This window comes from Mycobacterium celatum (assembly GCF_002101595.1).
Taxonomy (GTDB): domain Bacteria; phylum Actinomycetota; class Actinomycetes; order Mycobacteriales; family Mycobacteriaceae; genus Mycobacterium; species Mycobacterium celatum.
Window position 1 is genome coordinate 18,415 of sequence record NZ_LQOM01000051.1, and the last position, 19,086, is coordinate 37,500.

Genomic DNA, 19,086 nt, shown 5'->3' on the forward strand with positions numbered 1-19,086 from the left:
GGATAAGGCTCGAATACTCAAGGACGGTCGAGTGCGCATAGGGGGACGCTGGGATGCACACCCGGCCCTTGCAACGGTGCGACGGCAGCTACGCCGTCTGACCAAGACCTCGGTATTCGGTGCGGCGCTGCCACGGCAGCTCAGCGGCGTGACCCAGACCCCGGTATTCGGTGTGATCGTGATCGTCGCACTCGTGTTCGCCGGAGCCGTCGGCGCCGCCGCTCCGCCCTTCCGCGCGCCGGCTCCCACGGTGCGCGGCACCGGCATCACCCCGGTTGCCGCGGTCGTGCCGGTCTCCAGCGACCCGGCGGGGCCGATGGTCGTCTCACTCGTGCGTCCCCTCAAGGCGTTCCACATCGCAGCGGCCACGGTGTCGGCGCCGCCGCCCACGGTCGTGGTGAATTCACCTGGCGCCCTGGGAATTCCGTCGATGGCTCTGTCCGCGTACCGCAACGCCGAGCGGATGATGGCCAACGCCTACCCCAACTGTGGGATCAGCTGGAACCTGCTGGCGGGGATCGGGCGCATCGAATCGATGCACGCCAACGGCGGCGCCACGGACGCGCGCGGCACGGCAGTGCGCCCGATCTACGGTCCCGCGCTGGACGGCACGCTGCCCGGAAACGAGGTCATCGTCCAAAACAGTGCGCCGGGCCGGGTCACCTTCGCGCGCGCGATGGGGCCGATGCAGTTCCTGCCCGGCACCTGGGCGCGGTACGCCTCGGACGGCGACGGCGACGGCGTCGCCGACCCGCAGAACCTGTACGACTCCACCCTGGCCGCGGCGCGCTACCTGTGCAGCGGCGGCTTGGACCTGCGCGACTCGCAGCAGGTGCTGTCGGCGATCCTGCGCTACAACAACTCGATGCCGTACGCCCAGAACGTGCTGGGCTGGGCGGCCGCCTACGCCACCGGTGTGGTGCCGGTCGACCTGCCGCCGCTCACCGGCGCCCCGCCGCCGCTCGCCGACATGCATCTGGAGCATTTGGAGAACGCCGAGGGCATCGGGCCCGGGTTGCCGCTCAACATCCACGGCCTCCCCTCGACCGACCCGCTGGCGCAGATGCCGCTGATCGATCTCAGCCAATCCGCTGCTCCCGGCCAGCAGCCGATGTGGCCGTGGGCGCAACAGCAGCAGCTGCCGGCTCAGCGCTCGTCGAGCTGCACGGTGATCTGCATCGGGCCGCAGGAAGCGGCGCCCGCGCAGCAGCCGGGACAACCGCCGTTGCTTGCGCCGCCAGGGGTGGCGCCGCCTGGATCACCGGCAGGCCCGCAGGTCGCACCCCCGCCCGCCGCGCCGGCTGCACCTGGTCCGCCACCGGCTGCGCCCGGTCCGCCGCAGCCGGGCGCACCGCAGCCGCCGACGGCGGCCAACCCGGCGTCGGGTCCGGGCCCCCTGCCAGGTCCGGCCGGCTGACCGCCGCCGCCTACACTCGGCGGTGATGTCTCAAACCGCTGACTCCGATCTGACCGCCGCGATCCGCGCTGCGCTGGCCAAGGTGATCGACCCCGAACTGCGGCGTCCGATCACCGAACTCGGGATGGTCAAAGGCATCGACGTCGGGCCCAACGGCGCAGTGCACGTGGAGATCTACCTCACCACGGCCGCGTGCCCGAAGAAAACGGAAATCAGCGAGCGGGTCACCCGGGCGGTCGCCGACGTGCCCGGAACCGGCGCAGTCACCGTCGGCCTGGACGTGATGAGCGACGAGCAGCGCACCGAGCTGCGCAAGCAGCTGCGCGGCGATGCCCGCGAACCCGTCATCCCGTTCGCCCAACCGGGGTCGCTGACCCGGGTGTACGCGGTCGCCTCCGGCAAGGGCGGCGTCGGCAAGTCGACAGTGACGGTCAACCTGGCCGCGGCGATGGCCGCGCGCGGTTTGTCGGTGGGGGTGCTCGACGCCGACATCCACGGCCACTCGATCCCCCGGATGATGGGCACCACCGATCGGCCCACGCAAGTCGAATCGATGATCCTGCCCCCGATCGCCCATGACGTGCGGGTGATTTCGATCGCGATGTTCACCCAGGGCAACACGCCGGTGGTGTGGCGCGGGCCGATGCTGCACCGGGCGCTGCAGCAATTCCTCGCCGACGTGTACTGGGGCGATCTCGACGTGCTGCTGCTCGACCTGCCACCCGGCACCGGCGACATCGCCATCTCCGTGGCACAGCTGATCCCCAACGCCGAAATCCTGGTCGTGACCACACCGCAGCACGCGGCCGCCGAAGTCGCCGAACGGGCCGGCAGCATCGCGTTGCAGACCCGTCAGCGCATCGTCGGCGTGGTGGAGAACATGTCGTGGTTGATGCTGCCCGACGGTTCGCAGCTGCAGGTGTTCGGCGAAGGCGGCGGCCAGCAGGTCGCCGAGCGGCTGTCGAGGGCGGTCGGCGCTGACGTGCCGCTGCTGGGGCAGATCCCGCTGGATCCTGCGCTGGTGGCCGCCGGCGACTCCGGTGTGCCGATCGTGCTCAGTGCACCGGATTCGGCCGTCGGCAAGGAGCTGCGCCGGGTCGCCGACGCACTGTCGTCACGGCGCCGCGGGCTGGCCGGGATGTCGTTGGGGCTGGACACGGCCCAGCACTAGACTAGACGACTGCGAATCCTTGGCTTCGAAAGTGAACTGGGGGCGGGATTTTCGCGATTCCACCGCCCTGGCTTCACACTCGACGCCAAGGATTCACACTCGACGACCCTAGGTCGCGTCTACGTCGAACGGTGCGGGGCCGTCGGCAGGGGGTGGCGACGGCTCGGGAGACGACGGGTAGGCGGGCGGCGGCGGAACACCTTCCTCCACCCGGTCGAACCTGCCGGTGAACAGCGAATCGTCGCCGTCGAACAGGTGCTTGGTCAGTGCCGCGCGCGGCGTCATACCGCGTAGCTTCTGCAACTCGCTCAACGGCTCACGCAGATCGTCGAATTCGGGTCCGATGTCCTGGCGCAGCTGCTCGGTCATCCCACTGAGGTAGTCGCGGGCCTGGCGAAGAGCGTTGGCGCTCCAGCGAATTGCGCCCGGGAGCCGCTCGGGACCGAGGACCACCAGCCCGACCACCACGAGGACGAGCATCTCTCCCCAGCCGACGTTGGCGAACACCTAACTGTTGTCCGGACCCGGTTTCACCGTCAGCGTGACATGCCGCCCGTCGCGCACCACCTCGACCGGGGCGTCCTGTCCAATGGTCAACTGCCGCACTGCAACAACCATTTCGTCGGCGTCGGCGACGGGGCGGTTGCCGACCTTGACCACGACGTCGTTCTCCAAAATGCCGGCCTGCTGCGCGGGGCTGCCGGCCTTCACGTTGGCCACCTGAGCGCCGGAGGCAATCGCGTTGCTCACCGACCGGGTGCTCAGCCCCAGCGTCGGGTGCACGATCTTGCCGTCCTTGATCAGCGTCTGCGCGACTTCTTTCGCCTCGTTGACCGGGATCGCGAAACCCAGCCCGCTGGCGCTGTCGGACAGCGACTTGCCGGCCGTGTTGATGCCGATCACCTGCGAATCCATCCCGATCAGCGGGCCGCCGGAGTTGCCGTGGTTGATCGAGGCGTCGGTCTGCACCGCGTCGATGACGGTGTCGGTGTCCGAGCCGTCACCCGACAACGGGATCGGGCGGTGCAGCGCGCTGATGATGCCGTGCGTCACGGTGCTGCGCAGCCCGAGCGGCGCACCGGCGGCCAGCACCTCGTCGCCGACGCGCACCTTGTCGGAGTCGCCGAGCCGGGCCACCGTCAGGTTGTTGACGTTGTCGACCTTGAGCACGGCCAGGTCGGTCTTGGGGTCGCGGCCGACCAAGTTGGCGGGCACTTCCTTGCCGTCGTTGAACACGACGCTTGTCTTCCACTGGCTGGGATTGTTGGCCGCCTCGGAGATGACGTGGTTGTTGGTCACGATGTAGCCGCGGCCGTCGATCACCACCCCGGAGCCCTGCATGCCCTCCTGGTCGCTGACCGATTCGATCGTCACCACCGAGTCGGCGATCGCAGCGGCAACTTTGGCGAACCGGCCGGCCGGCTCTTCCTTGTTACCGCTGGTGGACAGCGTCACCTTCGACGTGGTGAACGCCTCGGCGACCTCGGCGGTCTTGCGCCCGATCCAGCCGCCGGCCAGCCCGATCACCAGTGCGATCGCGGCCAGGATGGCCAGGGCCCGGTAGGAAACCTTGCTCCCGAACAGCACGTCGCGCACCCCGAGCTTGCCGCCGAGCCCGGCGGCGCCGCGCGGCGGAGCGGGCGCCAGCGCGGGGCTACCGAGCGCGGCGGCCGCGCCCGGGTCGCGCCACGGGTCGTCTGCCCCCTCGAGCTGGTCCTTATCCTTTTCGCTGTCCAGCGCGCCGGCGTCGGTGGGGTGACGCTGCAGCGATTCGGCCTCCGGGAACGGCCGGCCGAAGGCCTCTTCGAGCACGGGGTCGGCCGGCTCGTCGTGCGGGGTGAATTCGCTTTGGTTGCGGTACTTCTGCGGGCGTACCGCCTCCGCCACAAACGAGCCCTGTACGCCGTTGGGGCGGCCGAACGTCTGCTGCGACGCCGGGTCGACCGGTGGCCGCGAAACGGGTCGCGGCGCCAGCCGGTGGCCGCCGTACTTGTCTTGGTCGGAGGTCACGTCATCCTCTTCCGAGCGCTGGAGAAACACCCGCTGTGGGTACGAGCACGGCGTCTGACACCGGCTAATCCACCCTACCGGCGCTTACGCCGGTCACGCGCGCTGCCGCCGGCCAACGGGTCGGAGAACGTGTCGTCGGGGGGCGACTGCGGGATCTGGGACAGCAGCCCCAGTAATGAGCTGGGGATACTGATCGGGCTGGAATCGCGCAACGCGGCGCGCGCTCGGCTCTGATCCTCGACTTCGGTGGCGCACTCGGGACACAGCGAAATGTGATGGGCCGCGCGCAGGTGTGCGGTCATCCGCAGCTCGCCGTCGACGAACGCCGCGATGGCCTCGGTTGACAGGTGTTCGGTGGAACCGAACTGGCGGGGTGCGCCGACCGGCGCGTCGCTCTGCGAGGCAAATTGGGAGGGAACCCAGGAGAACGCGCGGCGGAACACATGTCCCCGGTCGACCATCGCCAAGCTCCTCTCGGTATCGCGCGGATGCGCGGCACTACCTCGAATGTAGCGCGCTACCCCGGTGCGCAATACCACTGAACAGCCCGGAAGGTCGAGTGTCGTCAGGCTGGGTCGCCCGGTGAGCCGAGGTCCAGGGAACGCTCGGCATGCTCGGGGTGCGCCGCCAGGTAGTCGCGCAGCGCCTGACGTCCGCGGTGAATGCGGCTTCGCACCGTGCCCAGCTTCACGCCGAGGGTGGCGCCGATCTCCTCGTAGGACAGGCCCTCGATGTCGCACAACACCACGGCGGCCCGGAACTCCGGCGGCAGCGAATCCAGCGCGGCCTGCAGATCCGCACCCAGGCGGGCGTCGTGGTAGATCTGCTCGGGGTTGGGCTCGTCGGCGGGCACCCGGTCGTAGTCGTCGGGCAATGCCTCCATCCGGACACGGCCGCGGCGGCGCACCATGTCCAGGAAAAGGTTGGTGGTGATGCGGTGCAACCAACCCTCGAAAGTTCCCGGCTGGTAATTCTGCACTGAGCGGAACACCCGGATGAAGGTCTCCTGGGTGAGGTCCTCGGCGTCGTGCTGATTGCCGGACAACCGGTAGGCCAGCCGGTAGACGCGGTCGGCGTGCTGGCGTACCAATTCGTCCCACGACGGCATAGCGGCCTTGTCACCGGTCGCGTCGAAGATCGCGGTTCCGTACGGCTCGTCGGATGGCTCGACCCAGTCGGCGTCGCGGTAGCGCTCTGGGTGCGACATGCTCGCCGGGCTCATCAGGGTGGTGATAGTCAGATCCTCCGGATTGGTCCTGCCGTCATATGGCAGTGCGTCACCGCGGGCAACGCCGAGACTCCATGCTGTATTCCCGGCCCAGCGTCCTCCGCGATCCATGTACATACCGTTGCCTATCGGGGTGTGGCCGGCATGTGACGCGACTGAGCTTTCGCTGAGAAACCCGGCCGGCGCCGGTTTGCGCTGCGATTTTGCCTACCGATGCGACCTCGCCGTGCGGGCGTGTCGGCTTGTCAGGGGCGCGCCTGCCTGACCGCGGCAGGGGTTGGCTCTACGCTGCGGGGCATGGCCAGCACCGACCACCCAACCGGCCAGGCGGCCCAAACCAGTCGGGCCGCGGCCATCTATGCCCACGCCGAGGAGTCGATCTCCGAGGACGCGGTTTTGGCGGCGGCTCGCGAGCGCGCGGTGGACATCGGCGCGGGCGCGGTCACTCCCGCGGTCGGAGCGCTGCTGAGCCTGCTCGCCAAGCTCAGCGGCGGTAAAGCCGTCGTCGAGGTGGGCACCGGCGCCGGGGTCAGCGGGCTGTGGTTGCTGTCCGGGATGAGCGACGACGGTGTGTTGACCACGATCGACATCGAGCCCGAGTACCAGCGCATCGCCAAGCAGGCGTTCAGCGACGCCGGCATCGGGCCGTCGCGCACCCGGCTGATCAGCGGCCGCGCGCAAGAGGTGCTGACCCGGCTGGCCGACGATTCCTACGACCTGGTGTTCATCGACGCCGACCCGGTCGACCAGCCGGACTACGTCGTCGAGGGGGTCCGGCTGCTGCGTTCCGGCGGGCTGATCGTCGTCCACCGGGCGGCACTCGGCGGACGGGCGGGCGACCCCGCCGCCCACGACGCCGAGGTCACCGCGGTGCGCGAGGCGGCGCGGCTGATCGCCGAGGACGATCGCCTCACGCCAGCGTTGGTGCCGCTGGGCGACGGCCTGCTGGCCGCCGTTCGCGACTAGTCACTGCCGAGCAGACGCAGAATCGCCCATTTCGTGCCGAAATGAGGCGATTCTGCGTCTGCTCGCGCGTCCATACTTGACCTGGGCTGAACGCGCGTTTAGTGTACTGAACATGCGTTCAGCCGACTTGACCGCAACGGCGCGAATCCGCGACGCCGCGATCGAGCTATTCGGGCAGCAGGGTTTCGGCGTCGGGTTGCGGGCGATTGCCGACGCCGCCGGAGTGAGCGCGGCGCTTGTCATCCATCACTTCGGTTCCAAAGACGGGCTTCGCAAAGCCTGTGACGACTACGTCGCCGAAGAGATCCGCAGCGAGAAGTCCGAGGCGGTGCGGTCGAACGATCCGGCAACCTGGTTCGCCCAAATGGCCGAAATCGAGTCCTACGCGCCGCTGATGGCTTACCTGGTGCGCAGTATGTCGTCCGGCGGTGACCTAGCGAAAATGTTGTGGCGCAGAATGATTGACAACACCGAGGAGTATCTCGAAGAGGGCGTGCGGGCCGGCACCATCAAACCCAGCCGCGATCCGCAAGCCAGGGCGAAATATCTGGCGATCACCGGCGGCGGTGGCTTCCTGTTGTATCTGCAGATGCACGAAACCCCAACGGATCTGCGGGCTGTGCTGCGCGACTACGCGCGCGACATGGTGCTGCCGGCCCTCGAGGTCTCCACAGAAGGCCTGATGGCGGACCGGACCATGTACGACGCATTCCTCGCACAAGTCGAAGCTCACGCCGACGAAAGAGAAGCACATGCCAGCTAACCAAGCGCCTATCGAAATCCGTGGTCTAACAAAGAATTTTGGTGCGGTTCGGGCGCTGGACGGTCTCGACCTGACGGTCCGCGAGGGTGAGGTGCACGGCTTCCTGGGACCCAACGGCGCCGGGAAGTCGACGACGATTCGAATTCTGCTCGGCGTCGTCAAGGCCGACAGCGGAACCGCGTGGCTGCTCGGCGGCGACCCGTGGCACGACGCCGTCGAGCTGCATCGACAGATCGCTTATGTGCCGGGCGATGTGACCCTGTGGCCCAACCTGACCGGCGGTGAGACGATCGACCTGCTGGCTCGGATGCGCGGTGGCCTCGACGAGAAGCGCCGGGCGGAACTGATCGAGCGATTCGACCTGGACCCGCACAAGAAAGCCCGCACCTACTCGAAGGGCAACCGGCAGAAGGTCTCCCTGATTTCGGCGTTCTCGTCGTATGCGCGGCTACTGTTGCTCGATGAGCCGAGTAGCGGCCTGGACCCGTTGATGGAGAACGTATTCCAGCAATGCGTGGCCGAAGCGCGGGACCGCGGCGTCACCGTGCTGTTGTCAAGCCACATCCTCGCCGAAACCGAAGCCCTGTGTGAGCGCGTGACGATCATCCGGGCCGGCAAGACGGTCGAGAGCGGCTCGCTGGAGTCGATGCGTCATCTCAGCCGCACCTCGATCAAGGCCGAAATGATCGGCGACCCTGGAGATCTCACCAGAATCCGTGGCGTCGAGGACGTCAGCTTCGACGGCAACACCGTGCACGCTCAGGTCGACAGCGAAAGCCTCGGCGAACTCATTCGGGTGCTCGGCGACGCCGGTGTTCGTAGCCTGGTCAGCCAGCCGCCGACTCTGGAAGAGCTGTTCTTGCGCCACTATGGCCACGACGGACAGCACGGGCGCAGCCAGCAGGAGGTGCGGGCATGACCGCCACGCTGGAACGGCCGACACACAAAGCGCCGCAACGTGGTTCGGCCTTCACCGGAACACTCGGGATGCTGCGGCTCTACGTGCGCCGCGACCGGATTGTCCTTCCGCTGTGGGTGTTGCTGTTGTCGGTACCGCTGGCCACCGTGTACGTCGGCAGCATCGAGAAGGTCTACCCGGACCAGGCCGCGCGTGACGCCTTCGCGGCGTCGATCATGGCCAGCCCCGCCCAGCGGGCGCTCTACGGAGAGATCTACGCAAACAATCTCGGCGCCGTCGGTATCTGGAAGGCCGGGATGTTCCATCTGCTGATCGCCGTGGCGGTGATCCTCACGGTCATCCGGCATACCCGCGCCGACGAGGAGACCGGCCGCGCCGAGCTTCTCGACTCGACCGCAGTCGGCCGGTATGCCAGCCTGACCGCTGCCCTGCTGCTGTCGTTCGGCGCGTCGATCGCCACCGGCGCCATCGGCGCCGCGGGGTTGCTCACCACCGATGTCGCGCCGGGCGGGTCGCTGGCGTTCGGCGCGGCGCTGGCCGCCTCCGGCCTGGTGTTCACGGCCGTGGCCGCGGTTGCCGCCCAGCTGTCGCCGAGCGCTCGATTCGCCCGCGGCGCAGCCTTTTCGGTGCTGGCCGCAGCGTTCACACTGCGTGCCGTCGGCGATGCCGGCTCGGGAACCTTGTCCTGGCTGTCGCCGCTCGGGTGGTCCCTGCAGGTCCGGCCCTACGCGGGCGAGCGGTGGTGGGTGCTGCTGCTGCATGTGGCGACGACGGCGGTGCTCACCGTGGTGGCCTACCGGTTGCTCGCCGGCCGCGACGTGGGCGCCGGGCTGATCCCCGAGCGCCCGGGGCCGGCCAGCGCCGCACCGGCGTTGCAGGGTGTCGGCGGACTGGCGTGGCGGCTCGACAGAGGCTCGCTGGTGCTGTGGACGGTCGGTTTGTGCCTGTACGGGTTGTTGATCGGCAGCATCGTGCACGGCATCGGCGACGAAATCGGCGGCAGCGCCTCGGTCCGCGACATCGTCGCACGGATGGGCGGCACCACTGCGCTCGAGCGGGCCTTCCTCGCGGTGGCGTTCTGCATGCTTGGGATGGCGGCGGCGGCGTTTACCATCTCGCTGTCGCTGCGTCTGCACCAGGAGGAGGCTAGCCAGCGTGCCGAGATGCTGCTGAGCGGCGCGACGAGTAGAACACGTTGGCTGGCAAGCCATTTGGTGATCGCGCTGATCGGACCCGCCGCTGCCTTGCTGGTTGCCGGGCTGGTCGCCGGATTCACCTACGGTATAGCCGCTCACGACATCGCCGGTAAGTTGTCCACGGTGATCGGGACCGCGGCCGCGCAGCTGCCGGCAGTGTGGCTGCTGGCCGCGGTCACGGCCGCGCTGTTCGGCCTGGCGCCGAGGTTCACCCCGGTGGCCTGGGGGGTGCTGGTGGCGTTCGTCGCGTTGTATCTGATCGGCTCGTTGGCGGGCTTTCCCCAGTGGCTGCTCGACCTCGAACCGTTCGCGCACGTTCCGCGGGTGGGCGGCGACGACTTCACCGCCGTTCCGATGCTGTGGTTGCTGACGATCGATGCGGCGTTGATTGCGCTGGGAGCGATAGCATTCCGTCGCCGCGATCTGCGCAACTGAAGGAGCATTGGCATGGAAACCTTTGCCAAGACTGCACTTTCAGCCGCGCTGGGACTGACGGCCTTCGGCCTGATGCTGTTCTTGCCGGCCGGCACGTTCCATTACTGGCAGGCGTGGGTGTTTCTTGCCGTGTTTGCGGTCACCACCTGGATTCCCAGCAACTATCTGATGCGCACCAATCCGGCCGCCCTGGAACGGCGCATGCATGCCGGGCCCATGGCGGAAACCCGAATGCTGCAAAGAATTGTCATCTCCATCGCGCTGATGTCCATGGCCGCCACGATCGTGCTCAGCGCGCTCGACCACCGCTTCGGCTGGTCGTCGGTGCCGACGACGGTGTGCCTGGTCGGCGATGTCCTGGTCGCGATCGGACTGGGTATCGCCATGCTGGTGGTCATCCAGAACAGTTATGCCGCAGCCAATGTCACCGTCGAGTCAGACCAGGATGTCATCACCACCGGCCTGTACGGCCTTGTCCGCCATCCGATGTACACCGGCAACGTGATCATGATGGCGGGCATCCCCCTGGCGCTCGGCTCGTACTGGGGACTTATGTTGCTCATTCCGGGCATTGCCGTGCTCGCCATTCGCATTCGCGACGAAGAAGAGCTGCTCACCCACGAGCTGACGGGGTACCGCGAGTACACCGATCAGGTGCGCTACCGGCTGGTGCCCTACGTGTGGTGACGGCCGAACTTCCGCCGCGAGCGTGCGTAAACCCGGTCACTTGTCCGGCGTGTCGGCCGCGGACACGCACGCTCGCGCGGGGGAAGGGGGCACGCTCGCGCGGGGGAAAAGGGCGCGCTAAATCCAGACGCCCTTCCCGACGGCGACCACACCGCCGGCGCTGATCGCGAAGCGCTCGCGGTCCTTTTCCAGGTCCACCCCGACCATCTCGCCGGGTCCCACGACGACGTTCTTGTCCAGGATCGCGTGGCGCACCACCGCGCCGCGACCGACGCGGGTGCCGGGCATGATCACGCTGCCCTCCACGATCGCACCGTCGTCGACGACGACGTTGGACGACAGCACCGAGTTGCGCACCGAGGCCGCCGAGATGATGCTGCCCGCGCCGACCACCGATTCCTGCGCCGAGCCGCCGTTGACGAACTTGGCTGGCGCCAGGTTTTCCGTCGCCCCCCGGATCGGCCAGCGCTTGTTGTAGAGGTTGAACACCGGATGCACCGACACCAGGTCCATGTGCGCGTCGTAGAACGCATCCAGGGTTCCGACGTCGCGCCAGTAGGCCCGGTCGCGGTCGGTGGCGCCGGGCACCTCGTTGTCGGAGAAGTCGTAGACCGCGGCCATGCCGTCGGCGACCAGTCGCGGGATGATGTCGCCGCCCATGTCGTGGTCGGAATGGTCGTCCTCGGCGTCGGCGCGGATCGCGTCGATGAGCACCTTGGTGGTGAAGATGTAATTGCCCATCGAGACGAAGGTGGATTCGGGGTCGTCGGGGGTGCCGGGCGGATCGGCCGGCTTCTCGACAAAATTGCGGATGCGCCCGGAATCGTCGGCGTCGAGGCACCCGAACGCCGACGCCTCCGCGCGTGGCACCCTGATCCCGGCCACCGTCGCCCCTGCGCCGCTGTCGATGTGGAACCGGACCATCTGCTCGGGATCCATCCGGTACACGTGGTCGGCGCCGAAAACCACGATGTAGTCCGGATCCTCGTCGAAGATCAGGTTCAGCGACTGATAGATCGCGTCGGCCGAGCCGGTGTACCAACGCGGGCCGAGCCGCTGCTGCGCCGGCACCGGCGTGATGTACTCGCCAGCCAGACCCGAGAGCCGCCAGTTCTGCGAGATGTGGCGGTCCAGGGAGTGGGACTTGTACTGGGTGAGAACGCAGATCCTCAAGTAGCGGGCGTTGACGAGGTTTGACAGCACGAAGTCGATCAGGCGATACGCGCCGCCGAAGGGAACTGCGGGTTTGGCCCGGTCCGCGGTCAGCGGATACAGCCGCTTGCCCTCCCCACCGGCCAGGACGATGCCCAGCACGTGTGGCGCTTCCCTCATGGTTCAAACCTATCGGCCGCTCCGCAGCGCTGCCAGGCCAATCGCGCGATTGACAACGCTGACGGACTGTCCGTCAAGCAATTTGAGCTACCGTGCCGAATATGCGGGTGGCGATGATGACTCGGGAGTATCCGCCCGAGGTGTACGGCGGCGCCGGGGTACACGTCACCCAGCTGGTCGCGCACCTGCGCAGCCTGTGCCGGGTCGACGTGCACTGCATGGGGGCGCCCCGCCCGACGGCCGCGGCGTATCAGCCCGATCCCCGGTTGCAGGGCGCCAACCCGGCGCTGTCGACGCTGTCGTCGGATCTGCTGATGGCCGACGCGGCCGCCGACGCCGACGTGGTGCACACGCACACCTGGTACACCGGCTTGGCGGGACACTTGGCCGGCCTGCTCTACGACATCCCGCATGTGCTGACCGCGCATTCGCTGGAGCCGTTGCGGCCGTGGAAGACCGAACAACTCGGCGGCGGCTACCGGCTGTCGTCCTGGGTGGAACACACCGCAGCGACGGCCGCCGACGCCGTCATCGCCGTCAGCTCCGGCATGCGCGACGACGTGCTGCGGCTCTATCCGGCACTGGACCCCAGCCGGGTTCATGTCGTGCGCAACGGGATCGACACCGACGTGTGGTACCCCGTCGGGCGCGACCCAAACGAGTCGATCCTGGCCGAGCTTGGTGTCGACCCGCACCGGCCGGTTGTGGCGTTCGTCGGGCGGATCACCCGTCAAAAGGGCGTTGCCCATCTGCTGGCCACCGCGCACCGGTTCGACGCCGACGCGCAGTTGGTGCTGTGCGCCGGGGCGCCCGACACCGCCGAGATCGCCGCCGAAGTCACAACTGCGGTCACCGACCTGGCCCGCACCCGAACCGGGGTGTTCTGGATCCGGGAGATGCTCCCGATCAGCAAGATACGTGAAATACTATCGGCTGCAACGGTTTTCGTGTGTCCATCGGTCTATGAACCCCTAGGAATCGTCAACCTGGAGGCCATGGCCTGCGCGACGGCGGTGGTGGCCTCCGACGTCGGCGGAATACCGGAGGTGGTCGCCGATCACGTCAGCGGGCTACTGGTGCACTACAACGCCGGCGATCCCGCCGGTTATCAGGCGGATCTGGCCGAGGCGGTCAACGCCTTGCTCGCCGATCCGGCGAGGGCGGAGCGCTACGGTCAGGCGGGACGCCAGCGCTGCATCGCGGAATTCTCCTGGGCACACATCGCCGAGCAGACGTTGGAGATCTATCGGAAGGTCTGCGCGTAACGGTTAGCTGGTGACGCCCTTGAGTTCGTCACCCAGCGCGGCGGCTTCGTCGGGCGTCAGCTCGACGACGAGTCGGCCACCGCCTTCCAGCGGTACCCGCATCACGATGCCGCGCCCCTCCTTGGTCGCTTCCAGTGGACCGTCACCGGTCCGGGGCTTCATCGCCGCCATCGAGTGCTCCCTCCAGCTTCGAACGGGCCCGCCGTCGCGGACCTGGTCGGCGCCGGGCACGCGCCGCCAGTGGAATCCCGGCCATACCCGGCGTTGAACTGCCAATTCACTCCCCCATTGTTCCCTATGGGCGACGAGGGGGTGCACAAGACCCGGGTTCGACGTGTCTTAGCCGGTGATCGGCGCCACAAAACAACTGCGCAGGTGGTCGTCGACCATCCCGGTCGCCTGCATCAGGGCATAGGCAGTGGTCGGTCCGACGAACCGGAAGCCGCGCCGCTTCAATTCGCGCGCCATCGCAGTGGATTCCGCAGTCGCCGAAGGTACTTCGGAGGGGTCGGCGGGCCTTAAAGAAACGTGTCGGGGCGCCGGCGCGAACGACCACAGCAGCTCGGAGAGGCCTTCGGGTCCCAGATCCGCGGCGGCGCGGGCATTGGCGATCGTCGCCTCGATCTTGGCGCGGTTGCGCACAATCGACTCGTCGGCCATCAGCCGGGCCACGTCGGCGTCGGTGTAGCGCGCGACGGTCTCGATGTCGAAGCGAGCGAACGCGCGCCGGAAGTTTTCCCGCTTGCGCAGGATCGTCAGCCACGACAGGCCGCTCTGGAAGGCCTCCAGGCTCATCCGTTCGAACAACGCCACCCCGCCACGCAGCGGCCGGCCCCACTCGTTGTCGTGGTAGTCGCGATAGAGGTCGCCGACAGCCCAGCCGCAGCGGACCAGCCCGTCGTCACTCACTCCGGGCCTTTCTCCTCAGCGACGCGCATGGACGCGAGTTGGCCTCGCAGCAGGTCGAGTTCCTGGCCGAGCCGATCCAGTACCCAGTCCACCTCGCTGGTCTTGTATCCGCGCAGCACCTGGGTGAACTTGACCGCGTCGACGTCGGCGCCGGTGACGCCGGACGCCGGCAGCACCGTCGCCGTCGTCGCCCGTGGCAGCGGCGGCAGCTGCTCACCGCGGCCGAACAGCAGGCTGGCCACACCGAACAGGACGATCGCGACCAGGATCAGTACCACCAGATAAAGCAAGACCAACGCCACGTCCCCGATATTGCCTCATGCCGCCGACGTCAGCGCAGTCGTCTCTGGTGGCCACCCGCTCCGCCCGGCTCCGCCGCGCTGACGATCGCCACGGTGTTCATCGGGGGGCGGTCGGTCAGCGACACCGGCGAGGTGCGCGGGACATAGCCGTCTCCGTCGACGAAGAACTGGGTCAGGCCCACGCCGGAGTCGGGGATGCCGCAGCGCGAGAGCAGCGTCGCGACAACCTGGCGGCTCATCGGCCCCAGCTCGGCCAGCGGCCGGTTGCGGTGCGCCCGCACACCGAGGTTGACCTGGGCGATCGCGTCCAGCCCCAGCCGGTCGTACGTGTCGACCAGCAGGCCGATCTCCACGCCGTAGCCCGGCGCGAACGGCAGCGACATCAGCAGCTCGCGGGTGGCGGCGTATTCGCCGCCGAGCGGCTGCAGCACACAGCTCAGTTCGGGCCGCAGCGCCGCCAGCAGCGGGCGCGCCACCAGTTCGGTGACCCGTCCCCCGCCGGTCGCGGCCCCACCGTGCAACGGCCGCCGGTAGAAGCTTTTCACCAGGTGAACGCCGTCACCGGTGAGCAGAGGGCCGACCAGCCACGGCACGAACATCGGGTGCGGGTCGATCAGGTCGGAGTCGACGAACACCACGATGTCGCCGCTGGTGGCGGCCAGTGAGCGCCACAACACCTCGCCCTTGCCGGGGCGCGGCGGGACGTCGGGCAGGGCCTGTTCGCGGGTGACCACTCGGGCGCCGGCGGCGATCGCCCGGATCTCGGTGTCGTCGGTCGAGCCCGAGTCGAGCACGATCAGCTCGTCGACCAGCCCGCCGACCACCGGCGAGATGCTGTCGACGACCGATTCGATGGTGCCTTCCTCGTTGAGAGCGGGCAGCACCACCGAGATGGTCCGCCCGGCCTTGGCCGCCACTAATTCGCCGACGGTCCAGCTCGGGCGTATCCAACTGCGATCCGACAGCCAGGTGTCACCCGGCAGGGCAGCGAGAAGCTCTGTCACGCCAGTCCTCTCACTGTCCGCGCCGGCGGCCGTTGGCCGTGGATCGACGCCACCATTTCCAGCACCCGCCGGGTGGGCCCGACTTCGTGCACCCGGAACATCCGGGCGCCGGCCGCGGCGGCCAGCGCGGTGGCCGCCAGGGTTCCCTCCAGGCGTTCGGTCAACTGCACGCCCAAAGTCTCCCCGACGAAGTCCTTGTTCGAGAGCGCCATCAACACCGGCCACCCGGTGTTAACAAGATCGTCCATGTGACGCAACAACGCCAAGCCGTGGAAGGTGTTCTTACCGAAGTCGTGGGTGGGGTCGATCAGTACCCGGTCGCGGGCCACGCCGGCCGCGACGGCCTTCTCGGCGGCGGCGGTGACTTCACGGATGACGTCGTCGACCACGCCGCGGGTGCTGGTCCCGTAGCTGACCCGGAACGGCCGGGTTCGTGGCGGCGCGCCGCCGGTGTGCGAGCACACCAGGCCGGCCCCGAATTCGGCTGCAACAGAGGGCATTTCGGGGTCGACGCCGCCCCAGGTGTCGTTGATCAGGTCGGCGCCGGCGCGGCAGGCCTGCCGGGCGACGGCCGAACGCCAGGTGTCGACACTGATCAGCTGGTCAGGGTACGCGTCGCGCAGCCACTCGATGAACGGCACCACCCGCGCGGTTTCGGTGGCGGTATCGACAGCTTGCCCCGGTCCGGCCTTGACCCCGCCCACGTCGACGACGTCGGCGCCGTCGGCGATGACCCGGTGCGCGGCGGACTTGGCCGCGTCGTCGGTGAAGGTGGCGCCGCGGTCGTAGAACGAGTCCGGGGTGCGGTTGACGATCGCCATGATCAGCGGACGATCACCGGCGACCGGGTGGCCGCAGAGCGTTGACTGCACCCGTCTATGGTGCCCGCCCCGCCTAGCCGGCTGCTGTCCGGGGATCGCGACTGAGTTCGCGAGCGTGCGGCTAGCTTCACGTTCGGCGCCGAGCGTGCGGCTAGCTTCACGTTCGGCGCGAGAAGCGGCAACTACCCCTGCGGTCGCTTACCGGCCGCCACCTCGTCGGGGTAGTCGTCGTAGAACGGCACATAGCCCTCGTCGCGGCCGGCCAACACGTACAGCGGGTCCTCGATGCCCGGGCCGTAGGCCTGCTCGCGCAGATCGACCTTGCGACTCTTGAACGTCGTGGTGTGCTCCATCGAGTCCACCACCCGCACGAACAGCGGCAGCGCGTACACCGGCAGCCGGTCGTACACCGTGCGCGCGAGCGCCTTGCCGTCGAACTCGGCGCCGTCGCGCAGCTTGACGGCAGCCATCCCGGCCCGGCCGCCGGTGCGTGGGATCTCCACGCCGAAGACCGCAGACTCCTCGACCGATTTATCGGCCGCCAGCGCCGCCTCGACCTCGGTGGTGGCGACGTTTTCGCCCTTCCACCGGAACGTGTCGCCGAGCCGGTCGACGAACGCGGCGTGCCCCATGCCCTGCGGGCTCATCACGTCACCGGTGTTGAACCAGCAGTCGCCGTCGCGAAAAGCGTTGCGCACCAACTTCTTTTCGCTGGCCGCCGGGTCGGTGTAGCCGTCGAACGGCTGCAGTTTGTTGACCGGGCTGATCAGCAGGCCCGGCTGTCCGGGCGGCACCCGGCGCACCCGGCCGTTCTCGTCGCGCAGCGGGGCACCGGTGTCGGGGTCGTACTCGACGTAGGCCAGCGGCAGCGGCGAGATTCCGGTTGTCTTGGGCACGTTGAAGATGTTGATGAACGCGGTGTTGCCCTCGCTGGCGGCGTAGAACTCGCACACCCGCTCGATGCCGAACCGGGCGGTGAACTCCTCCCAGATCTCCGGGCGCAGGCCGTTGCCGGCGATCAGCCGCACCTTGTGCGCGCGGTCGGTCGGCTTGGGCGGCTGGTTGAGCAGATAGCGGCAGACCTCGCCGATGTAGATGAACGCCGTCGCATCGTAGGCGATCACGTCGTCCCAGAACTGCGACGCCGAGAACTTCTCGCCCAGCGCCAGCGTCGCCCCGGAGTTGATCACCGACGACACCGCGACCGTCAGCGCATTGTTGTGGTAGAGCGGCAGGCAGCTGTACAGCGTGTCGCTGCTCTTCAGCCGCAAGCCCAGCCCGCCGAATGCGGCGAGGGCGGCCAGCCAGCGCCGGTGGGTCATCACGCTGGCCTTCGGGTGGCCCGTGGTGCCGGAGGTGAAGATGTAGAACGCGGTGTCCTTGGCCAGCACCGCCGAGGCCGACGGCGGGTTGGTCGTCGGCGCGGTGGCGGCCAGCCGTTCCAGCTCCTCGATGGTCAACGGGTCGATGGTCGCGCCGCATTCGCTGACGGCGTCGACGAAGTCGGACTCCGAGACCAGCACCTTGGCGTCGAGCAGGCCCAGGCTGTGGGCCAGCACCTCGCCGCGCTGGTGGTAGTTGATCATTCCGGCGATCGCGCCGCACTTGACGACGGCCAGCATCATCAGCACCGCGTTGGGCGAGTTGCGCAGCATGATCCCGACGACGTCGCCGTGGCCGACACCGCGTGCGGCCAGCACCGCGGCGTAGCGGTTGGCGGTCGCGTTGGCCTCCCGGTACGTCAGCCGTTGGTCGCCGAACCGCAGGAACACGCGGTTGCCGTAGCGGGCGGCGCGGTCCTGGAACACCTTGCCGATCGACGTCTTGGAGGTAGGCCTGGCCCCCAGCCCGGTCAGCACGCCGCGCGCCATCACCGGCAGGTCGGCTACTACACCCGGCACCCGGCTGGCGATGTCGAGCAGACCGACCGATGTGTGTTCAGACACTGTTTCCCCTCTGACGAACTTGGCGGCCAGCCTAGCGGCGACCGCAAGCGCGGCGAAGCCGGCCGCCGCGGGTCGGCGCCAACGGACCCAGCGCGGGCGTTTCAGCCGGGTGCACAGGCGGCCAGCGCCGCGTTCACCTCGTCGACCACCACCAGCCGGTCCAGCGCGGCCTGCGACACGTAACCGCTGTCGACCAGCCCGTACAGCCAGGCCCGAAGCCCGTCGAAGTGGCCGCGGGGGTCGAGCATCACCACCGGTTTGTCGTGCATGCCGAGGTATGCCCCGGTCCACGCCTCGAACAGCTCCTCGAGGGTGCCGATACCGCCGGGCAGCGCAAGGAACGCGTCGGCCCGGTCCTCCATCACCTGTTTGCGTTCGCGCATGGTGTCGGTGACGATCAGCTCGTCGGCGTCGGTGTCCGCGAGCTCGCGGTGCACCAGCATTTTCGGGATGACGCCGACGGTCCACCCGCCGCGCGCCCGCGCCGCAGTGGCCAGCGCTCCCATGGCCGAGACGTTGCCGCCGCCCCACACCAGCGTCCAGCCGCGGTCGGCGATCGCCTCGCCGACTTGGGCGGCCAGCGCCAGCAGCTCCGGGTGGGTCGGCCCGGACGCGCAGTACACACAGACCGCCCACTGATTGCCAGTCACACATCGAAACGTAATCCAGATTGCCGCGGTGCGTATTTGGGCCTATCGCCGTGCCAGGGACGCGG

20 protein-coding genes are annotated in these 19,086 nt (G+C 68.4%); 8 read left to right on the forward strand and 12 right to left on the reverse strand.

Annotated elements, in window-relative coordinates; genetic code table 11:
• The first annotated feature begins 31 nt into the window (after positions 1–31).
• On the forward strand, positions 32–1,417 hold the full coding sequence (locus AWB95_RS21920; protein WP_099539630.1) for a lytic transglycosylase domain-containing protein: 1,386 nt from the start codon (positions 32–34) through the stop codon (positions 1,415–1,417).
• A gap of 25 nt (positions 1,418–1,442) precedes the next feature.
• The gene (locus AWB95_RS21925; protein WP_062538696.1) at positions 1,443–2,588 is read left to right on the forward strand and encodes an Mrp/NBP35 family ATP-binding protein; all 1,146 of its coding nucleotides are present in this window, start codon (positions 1,443–1,445) and stop codon (positions 2,586–2,588) included.
• A 108-nt stretch (positions 2,589–2,696) separates the two neighbouring features.
• On the opposite strand, the gene tatB is transcribed toward AWB95_RS21925, so the two are convergent.
• From tatB to sigE, 4 genes are all read right to left on the reverse strand, one after another.
• Complete coding sequence (tatB, locus tag AWB95_RS21930) at positions 2,697–3,095, reverse strand: Sec-independent protein translocase protein TatB (protein ID WP_062538697.1); 399 nt, start codon at positions 3,093–3,095, stop codon at positions 2,697–2,699.
• Complete coding sequence (htrA, locus tag AWB95_RS21935) at positions 3,096–4,598, reverse strand: serine protease HtrA (RefSeq protein ID WP_085168662.1); 1,503 nt, start codon at positions 4,596–4,598, stop codon at positions 3,096–3,098. It abuts the gene before it with no gap.
• 74 nt (positions 4,599–4,672) lie between these two features.
• The gene (rseA, locus tag AWB95_RS21940) at positions 4,673–5,059 is read right to left on the reverse strand and encodes an anti-sigma E factor RseA (RefSeq protein WP_085168648.1); all 387 of its coding nucleotides are present in this window, start codon (positions 5,057–5,059) and stop codon (positions 4,673–4,675) included.
• A gap of 104 nt (positions 5,060–5,163) precedes the next feature.
• The gene (gene sigE, locus AWB95_RS21945; RefSeq protein WP_062541357.1) at positions 5,164–5,937 is read right to left on the reverse strand and encodes an RNA polymerase sigma factor SigE; all 774 of its coding nucleotides are present in this window, start codon (positions 5,935–5,937) and stop codon (positions 5,164–5,166) included.
• A gap of 186 nt (positions 5,938–6,123) precedes the next feature.
• On the opposite strand from sigE, the gene AWB95_RS21950 reads away from it, so the two are divergent.
• The 5 genes from AWB95_RS21950 to AWB95_RS21970 all read left to right on the forward strand — a co-directional run bounded on the left by AWB95_RS21950 (position 6,124) and on the right by AWB95_RS21970 (position 10,792).
• Positions 6,124–6,792: an O-methyltransferase gene (locus AWB95_RS21950; RefSeq protein ID WP_085168649.1), complete on the forward strand. Its 669-nt coding sequence runs from the start codon at positions 6,124–6,126 to the stop codon at positions 6,790–6,792.
• A 112-nt stretch (positions 6,793–6,904) separates the two neighbouring features.
• Complete coding sequence (locus tag AWB95_RS21955) at positions 6,905–7,555, forward strand: TetR/AcrR family transcriptional regulator (protein ID WP_062541495.1); 651 nt, start codon at positions 6,905–6,907, stop codon at positions 7,553–7,555.
• Positions 7,545–8,474, forward strand: a complete 930-nt coding sequence (locus AWB95_RS21960) for an ABC transporter ATP-binding protein (protein ID WP_062541494.1) — start codon at positions 7,545–7,547, stop codon at positions 8,472–8,474. Before AWB95_RS21955 ends, AWB95_RS21960 begins: the two co-directional genes overlap by 11 nt.
• The gene (locus AWB95_RS21965) at positions 8,471–10,105 is read left to right on the forward strand and encodes an ABC transporter permease (RefSeq protein WP_099539632.1); all 1,635 of its coding nucleotides are present in this window, start codon (positions 8,471–8,473) and stop codon (positions 10,103–10,105) included. The genes AWB95_RS21960 and AWB95_RS21965 overlap by 4 nt, the downstream gene beginning before the upstream one ends.
• A gap of 12 nt (positions 10,106–10,117) precedes the next feature.
• Positions 10,118–10,792 (forward strand): methyltransferase family protein, encoded by a 675-nt coding sequence (locus tag AWB95_RS21970; protein WP_062540555.1) that lies wholly within the window; start codon positions 10,118–10,120, stop codon positions 10,790–10,792.
• A 117-nt stretch (positions 10,793–10,909) separates the two neighbouring features.
• Here the strand turns inward: AWB95_RS21970 and glgC are convergent, their stop codons facing one another.
• The gene (gene glgC / locus AWB95_RS21975) at positions 10,910–12,124 is read right to left on the reverse strand and encodes a glucose-1-phosphate adenylyltransferase (RefSeq protein WP_062540556.1); all 1,215 of its coding nucleotides are present in this window, start codon (positions 12,122–12,124) and stop codon (positions 10,910–10,912) included.
• 101 nt (positions 12,125–12,225) lie between these two features.
• On the opposite strand from glgC, the gene glgA reads away from it, so the two are divergent.
• Entirely contained in the window at positions 12,226–13,389 is a 1,164-nt protein-coding gene (glgA, locus tag AWB95_RS21980; RefSeq protein ID WP_062540557.1) for a glycogen synthase, read from the forward strand.
• Positions 13,390–13,392: 3 nt separating this feature from the next.
• Here the strand turns inward: glgA and AWB95_RS21985 are convergent, their stop codons facing one another.
• From AWB95_RS21985 to AWB95_RS22015, 7 genes are all read right to left on the reverse strand, one after another.
• Positions 13,393–13,560, reverse strand: a complete 168-nt coding sequence (locus AWB95_RS21985) for a DUF3117 domain-containing protein (protein ID WP_003406247.1) — start codon at positions 13,558–13,560, stop codon at positions 13,393–13,395.
• Between the two features lie 168 nt (positions 13,561–13,728).
• Positions 13,729–14,298, reverse strand: coding sequence for a DNA-3-methyladenine glycosylase I (locus AWB95_RS21990; RefSeq protein ID WP_062540559.1), 570 nt, complete (start codon positions 14,296–14,298; stop codon positions 13,729–13,731).
• Positions 14,295–14,600, reverse strand: a complete 306-nt coding sequence (locus AWB95_RS21995) for a DivIVA domain-containing protein (protein ID WP_062540560.1) — start codon at positions 14,598–14,600, stop codon at positions 14,295–14,297. The genes AWB95_RS21990 and AWB95_RS21995 overlap by 4 nt, the downstream gene beginning before the upstream one ends.
• Before the next feature lie 29 nt (positions 14,601–14,629).
• Entirely contained in the window at positions 14,630–15,604 is a 975-nt protein-coding gene (locus tag AWB95_RS22000) for a glucosyl-3-phosphoglycerate synthase (protein ID WP_062540561.1), read from the reverse strand.
• Positions 15,601–16,425, reverse strand: a complete 825-nt coding sequence (gene folP, locus AWB95_RS22005; RefSeq protein WP_232315705.1) for a dihydropteroate synthase — start codon at positions 16,423–16,425, stop codon at positions 15,601–15,603. Before folP ends, AWB95_RS22000 begins: the two co-directional genes overlap by 4 nt.
• 182 nt (positions 16,426–16,607) lie before the next feature.
• Positions 16,608–18,371 carry a long-chain-acyl-CoA synthetase FadD6 gene (gene fadD6, locus AWB95_RS22010; RefSeq protein WP_062541705.1) on the reverse strand — a complete coding sequence of 588 codons (1,764 nt, stop codon included), beginning with the start codon at positions 18,369–18,371 and terminating at the stop codon, positions 16,608–16,610.
• A 101-nt stretch (positions 18,372–18,472) separates the two neighbouring features.
• Positions 18,473–19,036, reverse strand: coding sequence for a cytokinin riboside 5'-monophosphate phosphoribohydrolase (locus AWB95_RS22015; RefSeq protein WP_169714733.1), 564 nt, complete (start codon positions 19,034–19,036; stop codon positions 18,473–18,475).
• Positions 19,037–19,086 lie beyond the last annotated feature (50 nt).

What these genes read in the sequence shown, in the direction of transcription:
- AWB95_RS21925 (WP_062538696.1), top strand. Translation starts at nt 1,443, where the DNA reads ATGTCTCAAACCGCTGACTCCGATCTGACCGCCGCGATCCGCGCTGCG.
- rseA (WP_085168648.1), bottom strand. Translation starts at nt 5,059, where the DNA reads ATGGTCGACCGGGGACATGTGTTCCGCCGCGCGTTCTCCTGGGTTCCC.
- sigE (WP_062541357.1), bottom strand. Translation starts at nt 5,937, where the DNA reads ATGGATCGCGGAGGACGCTGGGCCGGGAATACAGCATGGAGTCTCGGC.
- AWB95_RS21950 (WP_085168649.1), top strand. Translation starts at nt 6,124, where the DNA reads ATGGCCAGCACCGACCACCCAACCGGCCAGGCGGCCCAAACCAGTCGG.
- AWB95_RS21955 (WP_062541495.1), top strand. Translation starts at nt 6,905, where the DNA reads ATGCGTTCAGCCGACTTGACCGCAACGGCGCGAATCCGCGACGCCGCG.
- AWB95_RS21960 (WP_062541494.1), top strand. Translation starts at nt 7,545, where the DNA reads ATGCCAGCTAACCAAGCGCCTATCGAAATCCGTGGTCTAACAAAGAAT.
- AWB95_RS21965 (WP_099539632.1), top strand. Translation starts at nt 8,471, where the DNA reads ATGACCGCCACGCTGGAACGGCCGACACACAAAGCGCCGCAACGTGGT.
- AWB95_RS21970 (WP_062540555.1), top strand. Translation starts at nt 10,118, where the DNA reads ATGGAAACCTTTGCCAAGACTGCACTTTCAGCCGCGCTGGGACTGACG.
- glgC (WP_062540556.1), bottom strand. Translation starts at nt 12,124, where the DNA reads ATGAGGGAAGCGCCACACGTGCTGGGCATCGTCCTGGCCGGTGGGGAG.
- glgA (WP_062540557.1), top strand. Translation starts at nt 12,226, where the DNA reads ATGCGGGTGGCGATGATGACTCGGGAGTATCCGCCCGAGGTGTACGGC.
- AWB95_RS21985 (WP_003406247.1), bottom strand. Translation starts at nt 13,560, where the DNA reads ATGGCGGCGATGAAGCCCCGGACCGGTGACGGTCCACTGGAAGCGACC.
- folP (WP_232315705.1), bottom strand. Translation starts at nt 16,425, where the DNA reads ATGGCGATCGTCAACCGCACCCCGGACTCGTTCTACGACCGCGGCGCC.